Below are 14,438 nucleotides of genomic sequence, written 5' to 3'. Positions count from 1 at the left end.
CTCGCTGACATGACTAGCACTACGACTCGCATCGAACGACACCACTACGACGTCGTCGTGATCGGGGCCGGCGGCGCCGGCCTGCGCGCGGCGATCGAGGCCCGGCTGGCCGGCAAGAAGACCGCCATCATCTCCAAGTCGCTGTTCGGCAAGGCGCACACGGTGATGGCCGAGGGTGGCGCCGCCGCGGCCATGGGGAACGTGAACAGCCGGGACAACTGGCAGGTGCACTTCCGCGACACCATGCGCGGCGGCAAGTTCCTCAACAACTTCCGGATGGCCGAGCTGCACGCCAAGGAGGCGCCGCAGCGGATCTGGGAGCTGGAGACGTACGGCGCGCTCTTCGACCGTACGAAGGACGGCAAGATCTCCCAGCGCAACTTCGGCGGTCACGAGTACCCCCGGTTGGCGCACGTCGGCGACCGGACCGGCCTGGAGCTGATCCGCACCCTCCAGCAGAAGATCGTCTCGCTCCAGCAGGAGGACAAGCGGACCCACGGCTCGTACGACGCCCGGATCCGGGTCTTCGACGAGACCACCATCACCGAACTGTTGCTCGACGGCGACCGGGTCGCCGGTGCGTTCGGCTACTACCGGGAGTCCGGCGAGTTCCTCCTCTTCGAGGCGCCGGCCGTGGTGCTCGCCACCGGCGGCGTCGGCCGCTCCTACAAGGTCACCTCAAACTCCTGGGAGTACACCGGGGACGGTCACGCGCTCGCGCTGCGGGCCGGGGCGACCCTGATCAACATGGAGTTCCTCCAGTTCCACCCCACCGGCATGGTCTGGCCGCCCTCGGTCAAGGGCATCCTGGTCACCGAGTCGGTACGCGGTGACGGCGGAATTCTGAAGAACTCCGACGGCAAGCGGTTCATGTTCGACTACGTCCCCGACGTCTTCCGCAAGCAGTACGCGGAGACGCCCGAGGAGGCGGACCGCTGGTACAACGACCCGGACAACAACCGCCGCCCGCCGGAGCTGCTGCCCCGCGACGAGGTCGCCCGGGCGATCAACACCGAGGTCAAGGAGGGCCGGGGCACCCCGGCCGGCGGCGTCTACCTGGACATCGCCTCCCGGCTGCCGGCCGACGAGATCCGCCGTCGCCTGCCGTCGATGCACCACCAGTTCAAGGGGCTGGCCGACGTCGACATCACCAAGGAGCCGATGGAGGTCGGCCCGACCTGCCACTACGTGATGGGCGGCGTCGAGGTCGACCCGGACACCGGTGCCGCGTACGGCTCGGTGCGTGGCCTCTTCGCCGCCGGTGAGGTCTCCGGTGGCATGCACGGCTCCAACCGCCTCGGCGGGAACTCCCTCTCCGACCTGCTGGTCTTCGGCAAGCGGGCGGGCGGTCACGCGGCCACCTACGTCGACCAGCTGGCTGCCCGGCCCCGGGTAGCGGTGGCCACGGTGGAGACCGCGGTCGAGACCGCCCTGGCGCCGTTGCAGCGGGACACCGGCGAGAACCCGTACACCCTCCAGCAGGACCTCCAGGCGGTGATGGGCGACCTGGTCGGCATCATCCGGCGGGAGGCCGAGCTGGCGGACGCGCTGAGCCGGCTGGCCGAGCTGCGCGAGCGGGTGGCGAAGGTCTCCGCCTCCGGCGGACGCCGCTACAACCCGGGCTGGCACCTCGCGCTGGACCTGCGCAACATGCTTGTGGTCTCGGAGTGCACCGCGAAGGCGGCGCTGGAGCGGCGGGAGTCGCGCGGCGGCCACACCCGCGAGGACTTCCCCACCATGGATCCGCAGTGGCGGCGGATCAACCTGGTCTGCTCGCTGGAGGGCGACACCGTCCGGCTGGACCGCAAGCCGCTGCCGAGGATGCGCTCCGAGCTGATCAGCCTCTTCGACCGCGCGGAGCTGGCCAAGTACCTCACCGACGAGGAGTTGGCCGAGTTCGACGCCCTCGTCACCGCCGACGCCGCAGCTGCCGAGGCCGCCGCGGCCACCGACGCCGCCGCTGCCGGCCCCGCCACCGCCGGGCCCGCCGCTGCCGCCGAGAAGGAGAACCGCTGATGGGTACGAAGCGCCAGTTCCGGATCTGGCGGGGTGACGCCGACGGTGGCGACCTGCGGGACTACATGGTCGAGGTGAACGAGGGCGAGGTCGTCCTCGACGTGATCCACAGGTTGCAGGCCACCGACGCGCCCGACCTGGCCTGCCGGTGGAACTGCAAGGCGGGCAAGTGCGGCTCCTGCTCCATGGAGATCAACGGGATGCCCAAGCTCGGCTGCATGACCCGGATGTCGACGTTCGAGGAGAACGAGACGATCACGGTGACCCCGCTGCGTACCTTCCCGGTCATCCGGGACCTGGTCACCGACGTGTCGTTCAACTACGAGAAGGCGCGGGAGACCCCGGCCTTCGCGCCCCCGCCCGACCTGGCCCCCGGTGACTACCGGATGCAGCAGGTCGACGTGGAGCGCTCGCAGGAGTTCCGCAAGTGCATCGAGTGCTTCCTGTGCCAGAACGTCTGCCACGTGATCCGTGACCACGACGAGAACAAGCCGGCCTTCTCCGGGCCGCGGTACTTCATCCGCGCCGCCGAGTTGGACATGCACCCGCTCGACGACCGGACCGACCGCAAGGAGTACGCGCAGTCCGAGCAGGGCCTCGGCTTCTGCAACATCACCAAGTGCTGCACCGAGGTCTGCCCCGAGCACATCAAGATCACCGACAACGGGATCATCCCCATGAAGGAGCGGGTCGTCGACCGCAGGTACGATCCACTTGTGTGGCTCGGCAGCAAAATCTTCCGGAGGGGTCAGGTGCCTCAGACCAGCGTGACCAGCGAACACTCCCCGGGAGCCGTGCGCTCCAGCGCCGCCAGCGGCGGCGTGCACTCGCACGCGGGCGGCTCACACGACCCGCACGCCGAGACCCAGGCTCAGCAGGGCGTCAACTGGCACCGCGAGGTCCCGCACCCGACCGCCCCGGCAGTCGACGCCAGCGGCAAGCTCCCCCTCACGGAGCTCACTTTCGACCGCGCCGCCGCCCCGTCCCCCTTCGGCGACGACGTGACCTTCCCGCTCCCCCCCGAGCACCTAAACTTCGCCCACCCCGACCAGGACTAACCGTCTCCGCGTTGATCATGAGGTTGGCGGCACTAGTTGATCTTTAAAGGGCCGCTAACCTCATGATCGACAGGGTTATCCACAGGGGCTGCGGCGGGTATTGGCGCTGCGGCAGGGTCGGGGGGTGGATCGCGAGGGGCGGATTCGTCAGGTTGCGGCGGGGCAGGATGGGCTTGTGTGCCGCCAGCAGGCGTTGGCGCACGGGTTCACCCGGCATGAGGTCGACAACCTGGTCGCCTTCGGGCGGTGGCAGTCGCTGGCCCGGGCCGTCTATCTTCCGCAGCCCAGCTGGACGGTAGCGCCAACGCGGCTTCAGCAGGTCCGGGCCGCGCTGCTGTCGCTGGGGCCGACTGCGTACGCCGTTTTCGGGACCGCCGCCGAACTCCACGGCATTGCCGGCCTTCCACCCTCCGACGAGATCCACATCGGCGTGCCCGGGACGGCTGCCAAGCAGTCGCCGCTCAGGCAACCCCACGTCGTGCTGCACCAGCTGATGCATGCCACGGAGTCACTGGTCAGCCTGAACGGGCTACCGGCCACCGACGCCGTCGCTACGGTCAGCGACCTCATCCTCCGGGTGGGGCGATATCCGGCCGTCTCGCTGTTGGACTCGGCGTTGAACCGAGGGCTGCTGGCCAAAACGGACCTGGCATCGGTCGCGCGCCGGATCAGGCGCAGACGAGGTGCGACGGCAGCACGCGGCTACCTGACGGAGGCGGATGGCCGGGCCCAGTCTCCGCTGGAGACCCGCTCCAGGCTGCGCTGCGTCGACGGCCGGGTGCCGCCGGACACCTTGCAGTTGGAGGTCCGCGACCACGACGGATACCTGCTCGGCATCGGCGACCTGGGCTGGCGCGCCGGCAGGGTGATCGCGGAGGCCGACGGCCGAGGCCCGCACGAAACTCCGGAAGCCATCTTCGCCGACCGCCGCCGCCAGAACCGCCTGGTCAACGCCGGCTGGACCGTCCTCCGCTTCACCTGGCAGGACACCCTGGACCCGGCCTACATCCCCTGGGTAGTCCGCCAAGCCCTATCCCCCCACTCCCCCCGCTCCCCCCGCTCCCCCCGCTCTCCCCAGCGTTGATCATGAGGTTAGCGGCAGTTTGAAGATCAACTACTGCCGTCAACCTCATGGTCAACGCGGAAAAACAGGGGGTGGGTGGGGTTAGGGGGTTAGGAGGAGGGGGCGGAGGGCGGCGACTATGGGGACGTCGGCGGGGAGCCAGGGGACGGTGTCCAGTTCGGCGGCGGAGAGCCAGCGGAGGTCGGAGTGCTCCAGGGCCTGGGGACGGTCGCCGTGCAAGAGGCGGGCCGAGTACACCTTCAGCACCGAGCGGCCGTGCGCCATCTTGACGTTGCGGCCGACCCGCTCACCGACCTCCACGCGTACGGCGAGCTCCTCGGCGCACTCACGCACCAGTGCCGCAGTCTCGCTCTCCCCCGGCTCCACCTTGCCGCCGGGAAACTCCCACCGGCCCGCCACCTCGGGCGGGGCGGATCGGGCGCAGGCCAGCACCCGCCCGTCCTCGATGATCGCCGCTCCAACGATCACCTTCGGCTCTCGCCGGTCGGCCTGCCCGCCACTATTGGCCCGTTCGGTCTGCACGGCCGTCCAGCGTGCCAGATCAATTGGCGGTTTGGGTAGCCTGGTCGACCGTCAGGCCAGGAATCCCAAGAAGTGTGGGCGTGGACACACCCCCCATGCGACGTAAAACTAGATGCACCGACAAGACACGGGGCGGCGACGATTTGGCCACAAGCCGGCAACGAAGCCTGGGAGGTACGGTGATGCGTGCGCTGTTTGGCGGTCGCGCGAAGCACGACTACCTCAGCGACGCTCTCACCCTACTGAACGGGTGGACGCGCGAGGGCGAACAGATCCGGCGCACGCTGGTCATCGACGACACTCAGCATGCGGCGCTGACCGAGCGGGTCAAGGTGGTCGCCGACGCGCTTCATCTCCGGCCGGAGATCAGCCGGCGCGCCGATCACACCCAGATCCGGGTCGGACACGGCAACACGCCCCTGTCCGAGGGCGAGGTCCTGTTGGCGGCCCGGATAGAGGACGCTTACCGCGCGGTCACCGAGCCCGGCGACGATCCCTGCGCGAGGTGAGGGCCGGCTCGCGCCCCCACCAACCCGCGCCCACCTGGATTCCGGCTGCTCACCTGATTCCCTGGCCGGCAAGCCGCCGCCCACACCGAACGCAGCGCGTCCTGGGTTAACCTCCTTGGAGCTTTCCTGAGCGAGCCGGTGAGGCGGGACCGCAGCCGGTGTTCTGACACCCCGGCTCAGTCCTATCCAGGAGGAACCGTGCGAGAACTTGGCATCACACCTGTCGAAGTGCATGTTGCCGGGATCTGCGTGGCAGACACTTCGACCGGGCTTGCCGTTCTCGCGTTACATCGAGCGGCCAGCAGACAGATATTTCCGGGCTATTGGGAAGGGCCCGGCGGGCAGGTCAACCACAATGAGGGATTCGACGATGCCGTCCTGCGTAAGGTAAGAGCGGAAGCCGACCTGGATGGCGAAGTCCTGGGGCCGGTGTGCACTTACAAAATCGAGACAACGGACGATGACGGCAACTTCAAGGTAATTCCAGGGCTACGGCTCCTCGTTTCGATCAGACAGCCGACGAAACCAAGAACCGATCCACGGCAACATCAGGGCGCTGGGTGGGTCAGTGCGGAGTCGCTCGATTCAGTAAACTGGATCCCCGGCCTGCTTGACGAAGTTCGCTCCGGAATCCACCTTTTCCACCACCTCAGGCAGCACCGAAATTAATCAGGAACGGCACCGGTCGCCTCAGCCGCGGACGCCAAAAGCTTGCGGACGACCAACTCCGCGAAGGCTCCGGGCGAGAAATTCTCCATGCTCACGTAGGCGATGTTCGTGTTCAAGCCGGGCAGGTCGACCTCTTCGACAAAATACGGAAGCAGATATGACTCCTGTTGCGACTGCATCCGCGCAAGGATCGCTTTCCACTCCCAGTTTGCGCCCCACTTCGAGCGGATGAACGCCTCCGAGATCACTACGATCGCGTAGCGACTCCTGCTGAAGTAGGTACGCTGCAGGTAGATGGTCAGGTCCTCGCCCAGCAGGACGTGCTGGTAGTCGTGATCATAGAAGACCGTGCACCCGAGACTCCTGATCGTGGCGCTTATCTCCCGCGCAATGGCACGGTCGGCACCGGCGTACGAGATGGCAAAATCAAACTCGAAGCGCCTGCTGACCAAGCCTCGGCAGCGCCCCAGCCACTCCTGGGGAGTGACGGACGAGCGATGGAGGTCGACGGCGAGCTGATAGGTAGCAAGAGTTGCCAATGCAGTTGCCCATGAGACACCACCGGCGATGCCGGAGGCGGCCGGCCCCCGCCACCCCTGCAGGTTCGGCCGAAAGCAGCTGATCAACTCGTGTCCGAGACTTGCTTGGAGTGGGTCTGTGGGAGGAATTGATTTCCTGAGCACCATGTAGAACAAGGGACGCCAGAACGTCACGTACCACATCGGCTGATCATGTGCTATCACGGTCCGGTCTTGGAGACGAAGGCCAGTATTGTTCGACCAGGCAGCCTCACGTAGCTGCGATTCCCACCCTCGGAGCCAGTCGAGGCGGTCGTTGCCGGGATCATCGAGTCGGTACAGCGACCGTAACGCCCTGACCCCGAGGAAGCGTTCCTCGATCGCGGTCTCCTGGTCGTCCATACAGCTTTCGAGGTAATGCCGTGCGCGAACCAGGGAGGGCAGTAGGCCCTCCTCGGTGATCCCGACCTGACGGGCACGAGCGAGGGCCATCGTCGGATAGAAGCTGAAGGCTGGCCGGTCGGTTTCGTCGCGGCGCAGTGCCCAGCCTCCGGACGCCTGTTGAGCGCGACAGATCCGGCCAATGAGGGAACCAGCCTTGGGGCCGGCCGGGAGCAACTGTGGTCGGCCGAGGAGGCCGAGTGCGACCTGCGCCAGGGCCCATGACGTCTGAACCGAATAATCCAGATCATCGTGGCCTCTGACCTCACCGGAATCACTTACCAGCACGTCGAGTGCCGCCATCGGGCCAGCGATCGTCTCATCCGTCACCAGAGGAATGCTGGAGAGGGCGTACACCAGCGCCCCGGCGGAGGCCGACGAATGCTGATTTCGCCCGAACTCCTGCGCCTCGAAGCGACCATCAGGCAGGACACCCTTTTTCAGAGTAGCCCGGACGAAATCTGCGAAGTTCGGAGTCCCCAAGAGGTTCTCCACGACACGTACGAGATCCTGGCCATTGGTTCGTGGGGATGTGCGAGGAGCATCCATTGCCCATCCACTCCATCTCAGACGACCATTCGGTCTTGTAATCAACCCACCACAGCGCGCATTGTACCGCCGATCCGCCAATACAATGTCGCGCCGATTACCGACAGGCACATCTGGACCGATGGACAAATGTGGTCAAATGCTCTCGACGGCGGCCGCCAGGCGTTGGCGGTCGGTGTCTACCGTGGGCCCATGGCGAACGCAACGTACGACCGCAAGGAACAGTTCCAGCAGATCCAGAGCGGCCTGCTCGACGGGGAACAGATCATCGCCGTCTACGACGCCGTCGGCACCGGCACCGGGTTCATCGGGCTGACCGATCGACGCGTGATCATCCAGGACCGCTCGTTCATCGGCAAGCGGTACGCGATCACCAGCATCCCGTACTCGAAGATCACCAGCGTGAGCGTGGTCAGCAACAAGTCCTGGGGCGGCTCGTTCTTCTCCACCGGCGCCATCGCCATCCACGTCGGTACGCACACCTACGAGGTGGAGTTCCGGGGCGACCAGAAGAGCCACCACGTACACAACGTGATCCTGCACTACATCAGCTGAACAGCACGCATCAGCTGAACAGCAGAGATCAGCCGAGCAGCAGGCGCCAGCTGGGCAACAGGCCATATACATCGATTCCCTTGAGTGCGAGAATGCGAAACACGAAAGGTGAGGTGCGCGGGCCTGCGTCCGCACGATCGAAGGGGCCGCCCTATGCCACTGTCGCCGATCCGGTCGTCGCACCGCACCCGACCCAGCCGACGCTGGCGGCAGGCAGCCGACCGCGCCCTACCAGGCCAACAGTGGCGGCAGGCAGCCGACCGCGCCCTACCAGGCCGACGCTGGCGGCAGGCAGCGGCCGGCGCGGTTGCCGCCCTTCTCCTGGCCACCGGCGGCACCATCGCGGCCACCGGGCCGGCCCACGCAGCGCAACAGGGCCACGCAGCGCAACAGGGCCACGCAGCGCAACAGGGCCACGCAGCGCAACAGGGCCACGCAGCGCAACAAGGCCACGCAGCCCAGGCCACCACCCGGGACAACGACGCTACCCGGGACAACGACGCCGCGCAGGGGGCCACCCAGGGCCATGACGCCAGCCAGGGCGGCTGCCTGGCCGTGAGGACATCCGTCACCTCCTGGCGTACCGGCCCGGACAGTGGCGGTTACCGTCGCGACTTCACCATCACCAACACCTGCGACACGGCGGTTACGGGCTGGACGCTGACCCTGGCCCTTCCGCCCGGCCACACCCTCCAGCAGGGCTGGAACGCCTCCTGGAGCAGCGCGGGCAGCACGCTGACCGCGCGCCCGGCAGCCTGGAACGGCACCCTGGCTGCCGGCGGTTCGGTCGTCATCGGCTACCTGGGCACCTGGACCGGCAGCCCACAGGACCCGATCTGCACGATCAACGGTGCGCCGTGTGACGAGACTCCGCAGCCGGCACCGCAGGTGGCTCTCACCAGCCCGACCGAGGGCGCCGTCCTGGTGTCGGTCTGTGCGGTCCGGCTGACCGCCGACGCGACAGCTCAGGTCGGCACCATCGACCGGGTCGACTTCTACCTCAACGGTCAACTCGTCGGCAGCGACGCCCAAGCGCCGTACGAGATCGAGGTTCCAGCGTTCCACCCGGCGCTCCGCGGCAGCACGCAGCACACCACCTTCGCGCGGGTCGTCACCGTCTCCCCGGCCGCCACCGCCGACTCGCGTACGGTCAGCTTCGGGCATGTGCCGCCGCCCCCGGCGGCCATGATGATCGCCTGCCCGTCGCGGGTGCAGGTGCCCGAGGGCGGCTCGACGACCATGACCTTCGTTTCGGTCTGCGGCACACCCGGCCTGCTCCTGACGGTCACCGGCGACGCCAGGATCAGCGTCACGCCGACCGTCTCGCCGCCGGGCAGCCGGGAACATCGGATCACCGTGTCAGCGGCACCCGGCAGTGCCGGTGCCACCGCCACCATCACCGCTACCGCCGACACGAGCAGTTGCATACCTGCTACCGCCCTGGTCACCGTCAGCTGAGCAGCCCCAGCCCGCGTAGCGCCCCGTTCAGGGTGGCCGCGCGGGCGAGCAGCCGCCAGCCCGCCGGCCCGCGCAGGTGCACCCGGCAGTCGTACCTGCCGATCTCCACCGCCACCTCGTGACCGGCATGGTGCTCGGCCAGCGCCAGGAGCCCCGGGACCGAGTCCGGCGGCGCGACGGCGGCCGGGGCCTGCGGCACCGGGATCGGCACGTCGGGCTCCGCCGGCACGGCGGTCCGCACCGCGTCGTCCAGGAATCGTAGGCAGTGCCCGACCGCCGCCTCGACGGTGAGCTGGTGTGGTCGCGCCACCCACTCGGGTGCCGCGCCGCAGCGCACCAACGACACCGCCCAGCGCAGCCCCAACCCGGCCGCCCGGTCGTCGCAGACCCCCACCAGCACCGACATTGACAACCCGCAGGCGAGCCGGACCAGGTCGGCCAGGGGCGGCACGTCCGGACGCCGGGCCACCACGATCAGCCGGGCACCGGGCCGCCCGGCGCCGGCCGAGGCCACGAACCGCCGCTCCGGGTCCGGCCCGCCGCGCAACACGAGCCCCTCCCGCAGCTCGAAGGCGAGCGGTTGGCCGCCGTCGGCCTCGGTCAGATCCTCCCGGCGTACGCCGAAATCGGCCGCCCGGTCCGCGAGCCGGTAGGGGCCGGCGAGCCGATGGTCGGGTCCCACCTCGGGCCCGTCACCCGGCAGCCACAGCTGGTGCTCGGCCCGGTCCACCAGGTCGGTCACGGTGACGGTGAGCGCGGCGTACCGGCGACGGCTGCCCCGGCAGCGGAGGCAGCCGCCCGCCACCGGCGTGAACCCGGTGCCGCCGCAGCGCCGACAATCCGCCTCGGCCGTGCCCTCCTCGTCGCGGCAGTCGCAGCGCACCAGGTGACCGCCGGGCACGCAGTCCGGGCACGATGCGTACGGGATCGGCACGCCCTGCCAGCTCGGTGCCGGCGGCTCGGCGGCGCGCCGCAGCAGGGCGACCGGCCGGCGCGCCACCTGCCCGGTGTCCCGCTCGGTGAGCGTGGTCGTGCTCCCGCCCGCCACCAGCCGCAGGTGCCACCAGCGCCCGTCCCGCCAGACCGCCTGGGCCCCCGGCGCCCGCCCCAGGTCGGCCACAATCCGGCCACCGAGCCGCGCCAGCTCCACCTCCCGCGGCCCGACCCACCCCCGACCACCAGGCAAAATGGTGTACGCGGGCGCGCCCGATCCGCGCTCTGCCAGCCCGAAGAGCGCGTCGGAAACCGTGGTCGCGGCGACTGCCGTGGGCAGGTCCGGCCAGTACCCTGGAGGGTGCGCCGGCACGTCCCCGCCCGGCACCTCGAAACGCACGTGCCAGGTCGGGTCGCCACGACTGTGCCGGCGCGCCTCCACCACCAGGTCGAGCCGGAGCAGGTCGGCCAGCCCGCAGAGCCGCCCCAGTCGGGCCTCGGGCTGCTCAGCGGGCCCGGCGGTCGACCGGGCCAGCAGCAGCCACCAGGGCCGATGCCCCTGCCCGGCGATCGCCGCCGCCTCCAGTTCCCGCCGCCGCTGCGTCGACAGACCGGGCCGCCACTCCCGCGCCAGCGGCACGATCAGCGCGGCCGCCTCCCAGGGCCGGTTCCGTTCCCGTAGCACGTCTGCACCGGCGCTGCTGTCGGTGCTGGTGCCGGTGGTGATCGCGGTAAGGTCGCGCACCAGCGCGGTCAGGTCCAGGCACCACCCGCCGCGTACGCCCGGCGTCGGCGTCGGCGTCGGCTCGACGCTGCCCGGCACGACGTTCGCCGAGGCCACCGCGCCGCTGTCAAGATCGGCCACGGTCAGCACCAGCTGCGCCCGCCGTCGACCGGTCCGCCGGCAGTCCACGCAGTCCCGCGTCACGCTCCCGGCGCCGCCGCAGAGCTGACAATCGCGGTACGCCCGACTGACCTCGTCGAGCCACCCCACCAGCAGCCGGTCACCACCGTCGACACACCCGCACGCCTCCGCCACCCGCCCCAGGCCGGCACAGGTCGTGCACGCGATCACCGGAGCAGGCGGTGGTCCGGACGGTGGCCGCTCGCCGGATGGCAGCCGGTCACCGGGCGGCGGCTCGGACGGCGTCTCCCCCAACGGGTCGTTCACCGGGACATCCGCCGGGCGCAGGGTCCGTCGTGGTCGGCCCGCAGCAGGCAGCGCCGGTTGCCGGGCAGTCGAAGATCACAGAAGACCCGATGGCGTACGCCCTGCTCGTCCTCGTACGACACGGTGGTCTCGCCGGGGTCGGTGGCGGCAAGCAGACTCGACCAGCGGGCCACCACCCGAGCCAGGCGTACGGCGACACTCAGGTCCCCGGCCACCACCGGAAGATGGATCACGAAGCGCTGCGGCATCAGTACCGCCCTCCGCCCGCGTTTGCCCGCCGCACCTGCTCGGCCTGCCACCGCCGCAGCGCGTCCCGGAACCGCACCGCCTCCTGCACACTGTTGCCCAGCGCGGCATACACCGCGGCCAGGTCATCGGCCACCCGATCGAGGAACTCCTGCACCTCGTCCGGGTCGAGCCCACGCCGCCCGAACCGGCACGCCCGGAACCGGCACGCCCGGAACCGCCACGCCCGCACCTGCCACGGCCGCAGCGGCGGGCACGCCGCCGACCGGTAGTACCCGGGTCGCTGGTTCGAGCTCTTTGTCGTCCCCGCTCCCCCGCCGGCCGCGTGCCGCCCGGCCCGCTCAGGCCGGCTGCCCTGCCTACGCCGGCCCTTCCGCCCGAAGAAGCCCATGACCCGTCCCCCTCCGCCGCGTGGCAATCGTCGAAGGTGGGCACCCGCCAACCCGGGCAGGCGGGTACCCACCGCCCTGAAACCGCAGCCCACCGGCAGTACGGAACCAGAGCAGTTCACCGGCGACGGATCTCATCTGAGTTCTCATCCGAACACCGTTGGTGACTGCGACTATACGGACGGGGGCTCGGGGGCACAACCAGTCCTGGCCACGGGGGAACAAGGCTGGTTCGGTATGTCGATCGATCCGCGCTCCCACACGCCGGTCTACGTGCAGCTCGCCGACCTGCTCAGGACGCGGATCGAAGCCGGCGAGCTGACGCCGGGAAGCGCCCTGCCGAGCGAGGCACGGCTGACGCAGGAGCACGGCATCGGGCGAGAAGCCGTACGGATGGCGATCTCGCTCCTACGCTCCGAGGGACTTGTTCGGACGGTGCGCGGACACGGCAGCTACGTCCGGGAGAGCACCGAGCGCAGGAGCGTTGAACTCGCCGCCGGCAGCTCGGCGATCACCAGGATGCCGACCGGAGCCGAACGACGCGACCTCGGACTCGATGAGGGCGTACCAGTGCTCGAAGTCCGCGATGCGAAAGGCGGCGTTGAGGTGCTGCCTGGCGACGAGGTCATCCTGACTCGACCAAAGTCCCGCTGACACCGTCTCGAGAAGACTCCCGCGACACGCGACCCGCGCCTGCGCTACGCACCTAATGAGACACAGAATGTCGCCAAGCTCGCGCGGGGTGGGCTGGTCAAACCTGCTGTCGTCCTGCCGACGCGGCGACGAGCACTGGGGAACTAGCTCGATCGAGCGGCGGCGGCTCTCGAAGCAGCCTGACCTGGCAGTGGCCCGATTGCTGAATCGGGCCACTTAACGACCCTCTCAGTGCGTCCATCCGGCGGCGTGCAGACTGTTGTGGAACCAGCCTCCCCGGTTGAACGGCCGGGGCGTTTCGCCGTCGTCGGTGGCGTCGATGTGTGGGAAGCGGGCCAGGACTTCGGCGAGGTTCTGCTCGGCCGGTCGAGGCAGCTGGAGAATCGCCTCATCGAGCGTCAGACCGGATGCCTCAACGAGTTCGGGATGCTTCCTGAGGTAGGTCACGACGTGTTCCACCACAGCGGCGAGACGATGGCGCAGCCGGTCGGTGTCGGGCTCGTCGCCGCTGTCCCGTAGATCGACCAGTTGCCAGGCCGGCCCGAACACCGGCACCAATCGGTGGCCTGCCGCGCTAAAGAACTCCAGGGCACCCCGGCGGGTGTCGGCATCGCCCAACCCGTCCTCGATCATCTGCCGCACGTCGGGGTAGACGTGCGTGAAGGTGTTGTCAGAGGCGATCGCCACGATCCCGGTGATCGTGCCCGGAGTGATGACGATTGTCGAAGATCCGTCCACTGTGCTTTCCTCCCGTGTAAGCCTGATGTGGATTCTTCGCCGATCTCTCACACCTTAGGGAGCCGGGTCAATAGCCGACGTGAAAGGTGTTGCGGAGGCGGCATAGCGTGGCAGGCATGACTGATCTGGAAAAATGGTGGGACAGCCTCAGCAAGGACGATCGGGATCTCTTCCTGCGCAGTCGCGATACGTCGCCGCTGCCGCCGGAGGTGGTACAACGCGCTCAGGCCGTCGGCGCTGAGACGGTGAGCGCACCCGATCTGGCGGACGGCAAGGGCGGAGTTATGGTCAACTGGCCCGGCGCGACTCGCGTCTTCCTCGACGAAAAAGCTAGCGAAGCGTCCGGTTGATACGCGCGCTGCCGCATCAGTAGCCCATTCGTGAACAGGCGTGATTTCACAGCGAAATATTTATTTCACTGTGAAATCAGCGTCCTGGCGGTCGGACGGGCCCGGCGGGATGCGCAGTCCCGCCGGGTCGAGGCAGAGGCGACCACCGCCAGCACCGACCGGAGAACGCCGTTTAGCGCTCGGTGGAGCGGCAAGCTGGCAACCATGGACAGGAAGCCGAGACTGGCTGGCTCGCCGCCTACGAGCATGCGTGGCGGATGCTGGCCGACGAAGCTGCCCACCACCCGCCCCGCCGAAAGCTGACACGACTGGCGAGGCCGTCAAGCGCTAGGCCGCTTTGAAGACGGTGTCCAGGTGCCACTCCAGGAACTCGGCCTTCGGCCGATCACGGCGCTGCTCGGGCAGAGCGATCTGCGTGCCCGCCTTCGCATAGAACTGGTCACCGTTTCCGAACTCGGTTCGCAGTCGAGGGCTCACCATCAGCCGATATTTCGGATCAACGCCGAGGTAACCGCGGTCGAAGAGGATGTGCACATCGGATTTGAGCAACAGCCCGTTGTCCACGCGGTGTTCGCCGC

Annotated in this window: 16 protein-coding genes and 1 pseudogene; 9 read left to right on the top strand and 8 right to left on the bottom strand. The window is 68.7% G+C overall.

Going from position 1 to position 14,438, the window contains the following annotated elements; all coding sequences use genetic code 11:
• Positions 1–9 precede the first annotated feature (9 nt).
• The 3 genes and pseudogenes from AC507J_RS30305 to AC507J_RS30295 form a co-directional block, all read left to right on the top strand.
• Positions 10–1,908 (top strand): annotated as a pseudogene (locus AC507J_RS30305) (fumarate reductase/succinate dehydrogenase flavoprotein subunit); the annotation flags it as partial.
• A gap of 107 nt (positions 1,909–2,015) precedes the next feature.
• A complete protein-coding gene (locus AC507J_RS30300; protein ID WP_496293618.1) occupies positions 2,016–3,074 on the top strand; it encodes a succinate dehydrogenase/fumarate reductase iron-sulfur subunit in 1,059 nt (352 codons plus the stop codon).
• A 175-nt stretch (positions 3,075–3,249) separates the two neighbouring features.
• Positions 3,250–4,158: an endonuclease domain-containing protein gene (locus AC507J_RS30295; protein ID WP_496293616.1), complete on the top strand. Its 909-nt coding sequence runs from the start codon at positions 3,250–3,252 to the stop codon at positions 4,156–4,158.
• An 81-nt stretch (positions 4,159–4,239) separates the two neighbouring features.
• Here AC507J_RS30295 and AC507J_RS30290 read toward each other — a convergent pair whose 3' ends face one another.
• The gene (locus AC507J_RS30290; RefSeq protein ID WP_496293614.1) at positions 4,240–4,680 is read right to left on the bottom strand and encodes a (deoxy)nucleoside triphosphate pyrophosphohydrolase; all 441 of its coding nucleotides are present in this window, start codon (positions 4,678–4,680) and stop codon (positions 4,240–4,242) included.
• Between the two features lie 182 nt (positions 4,681–4,862).
• Between AC507J_RS30290 and AC507J_RS30285 the strand changes: the two genes are divergently transcribed.
• A complete protein-coding gene (locus AC507J_RS30285; RefSeq protein WP_496293612.1) occupies positions 4,863–5,189 on the top strand; it encodes a 4a-hydroxytetrahydrobiopterin dehydratase in 327 nt (108 codons plus the stop codon).
• A gap of 198 nt (positions 5,190–5,387) precedes the next feature.
• Positions 5,388–5,858 (top strand): NUDIX domain-containing protein, encoded by a 471-nt coding sequence (locus AC507J_RS30280; RefSeq protein WP_496293610.1) that lies wholly within the window; start codon positions 5,388–5,390, stop codon positions 5,856–5,858.
• Here the strand turns inward: AC507J_RS30280 and AC507J_RS30275 are convergent.
• Positions 5,855–7,312, bottom strand: a complete 1,458-nt coding sequence (locus AC507J_RS30275) for a TIR domain-containing protein (RefSeq protein ID WP_496293608.1) — start codon at positions 7,310–7,312, stop codon at positions 5,855–5,857. The genes AC507J_RS30280 and AC507J_RS30275 overlap by 4 nt on opposite strands.
• A 246-nt stretch (positions 7,313–7,558) precedes the next feature.
• Here AC507J_RS30275 and AC507J_RS30270 point away from each other — a divergent pair, with 246 nt between their 5' ends.
• Complete coding sequence (locus AC507J_RS30270; RefSeq protein WP_111219789.1) at positions 7,559–7,921, top strand: PH domain-containing protein; 363 nt, start codon at positions 7,559–7,561, stop codon at positions 7,919–7,921.
• A gap of 267 nt (positions 7,922–8,188) precedes the next feature.
• Here AC507J_RS30270 and AC507J_RS30265 read toward each other — a convergent pair whose 3' ends face one another.
• Positions 8,189–8,374: a hypothetical protein gene (locus AC507J_RS30265; RefSeq protein ID WP_496293605.1), complete on the bottom strand. Its 186-nt coding sequence runs from the start codon at positions 8,372–8,374 to the stop codon at positions 8,189–8,191.
• Positions 8,375–8,476: 102 nt separating this feature from the next.
• On the opposite strand from AC507J_RS30265, the gene AC507J_RS30260 reads away from it, so the two are divergent.
• Positions 8,477–9,379 (top strand): cellulose binding domain-containing protein, encoded by a 903-nt coding sequence (locus AC507J_RS30260; RefSeq protein WP_496293603.1) that lies wholly within the window; start codon positions 8,477–8,479, stop codon positions 9,377–9,379.
• Here AC507J_RS30260 and AC507J_RS30255 read toward each other — a convergent pair.
• The 3 genes from AC507J_RS30255 to AC507J_RS30245 are packed head-to-tail and all read right to left on the bottom strand — an operon-like array spanning position 9,372 to position 12,120.
• Entirely contained in the window at positions 9,372–11,483 is a 2,112-nt protein-coding gene (locus AC507J_RS30255; RefSeq protein ID WP_496293601.1) for a hypothetical protein, read from the bottom strand. The genes AC507J_RS30260 and AC507J_RS30255 overlap by 8 nt on opposite strands.
• Positions 11,480–11,731 (bottom strand): hypothetical protein, encoded by a 252-nt coding sequence (locus AC507J_RS30250; protein ID WP_496293599.1) that lies wholly within the window; start codon positions 11,729–11,731, stop codon positions 11,480–11,482. The genes AC507J_RS30255 and AC507J_RS30250 overlap by 4 nt, the downstream gene beginning before the upstream one ends.
• Positions 11,731–12,120, bottom strand: coding sequence for a DivIVA domain-containing protein (locus tag AC507J_RS30245; RefSeq protein WP_496293597.1), 390 nt, complete (start codon positions 12,118–12,120; stop codon positions 11,731–11,733). The genes AC507J_RS30250 and AC507J_RS30245 overlap by 1 nt, the downstream gene beginning before the upstream one ends.
• Positions 12,121–12,355: 235 nt before the next feature.
• Here AC507J_RS30245 and AC507J_RS30240 point away from each other — a divergent pair, with 235 nt between their 5' ends.
• Entirely contained in the window at positions 12,356–12,772 is a 417-nt protein-coding gene (locus AC507J_RS30240) for a GntR family transcriptional regulator (RefSeq protein WP_496293595.1), read from the top strand.
• Between the two features lie 228 nt (positions 12,773–13,000).
• Here the strand turns inward: AC507J_RS30240 and AC507J_RS30235 are convergent, their stop codons facing one another.
• Complete coding sequence (locus AC507J_RS30235; RefSeq protein WP_496293593.1) at positions 13,001–13,510, bottom strand: hypothetical protein; 510 nt, start codon at positions 13,508–13,510, stop codon at positions 13,001–13,003.
• A 116-nt stretch (positions 13,511–13,626) separates the two neighbouring features.
• Here AC507J_RS30235 and AC507J_RS30230 point away from each other — a divergent pair, with 116 nt between their 5' ends.
• Positions 13,627–13,860 carry a hypothetical protein gene (locus tag AC507J_RS30230; protein WP_496293591.1) on the top strand — a complete coding sequence of 78 codons (234 nt, stop codon included), beginning with the start codon at positions 13,627–13,629 and terminating at the stop codon, positions 13,858–13,860.
• 327 nt (positions 13,861–14,187) lie between these two features.
• Here AC507J_RS30230 and AC507J_RS30225 read toward each other — a convergent pair.
• Positions 14,188–14,438, bottom strand: a 251-nt coding sequence (locus AC507J_RS30225; RefSeq protein ID WP_496293589.1) for an HNH endonuclease, incomplete at its 5' end; no start/stop codon positions are given.

It is taken from the genome of Micromonospora sp. PRAS1, assembly GCF_059553435.1.
This window is presented reverse-complemented; position numbering and strand designations above follow the sequence as displayed.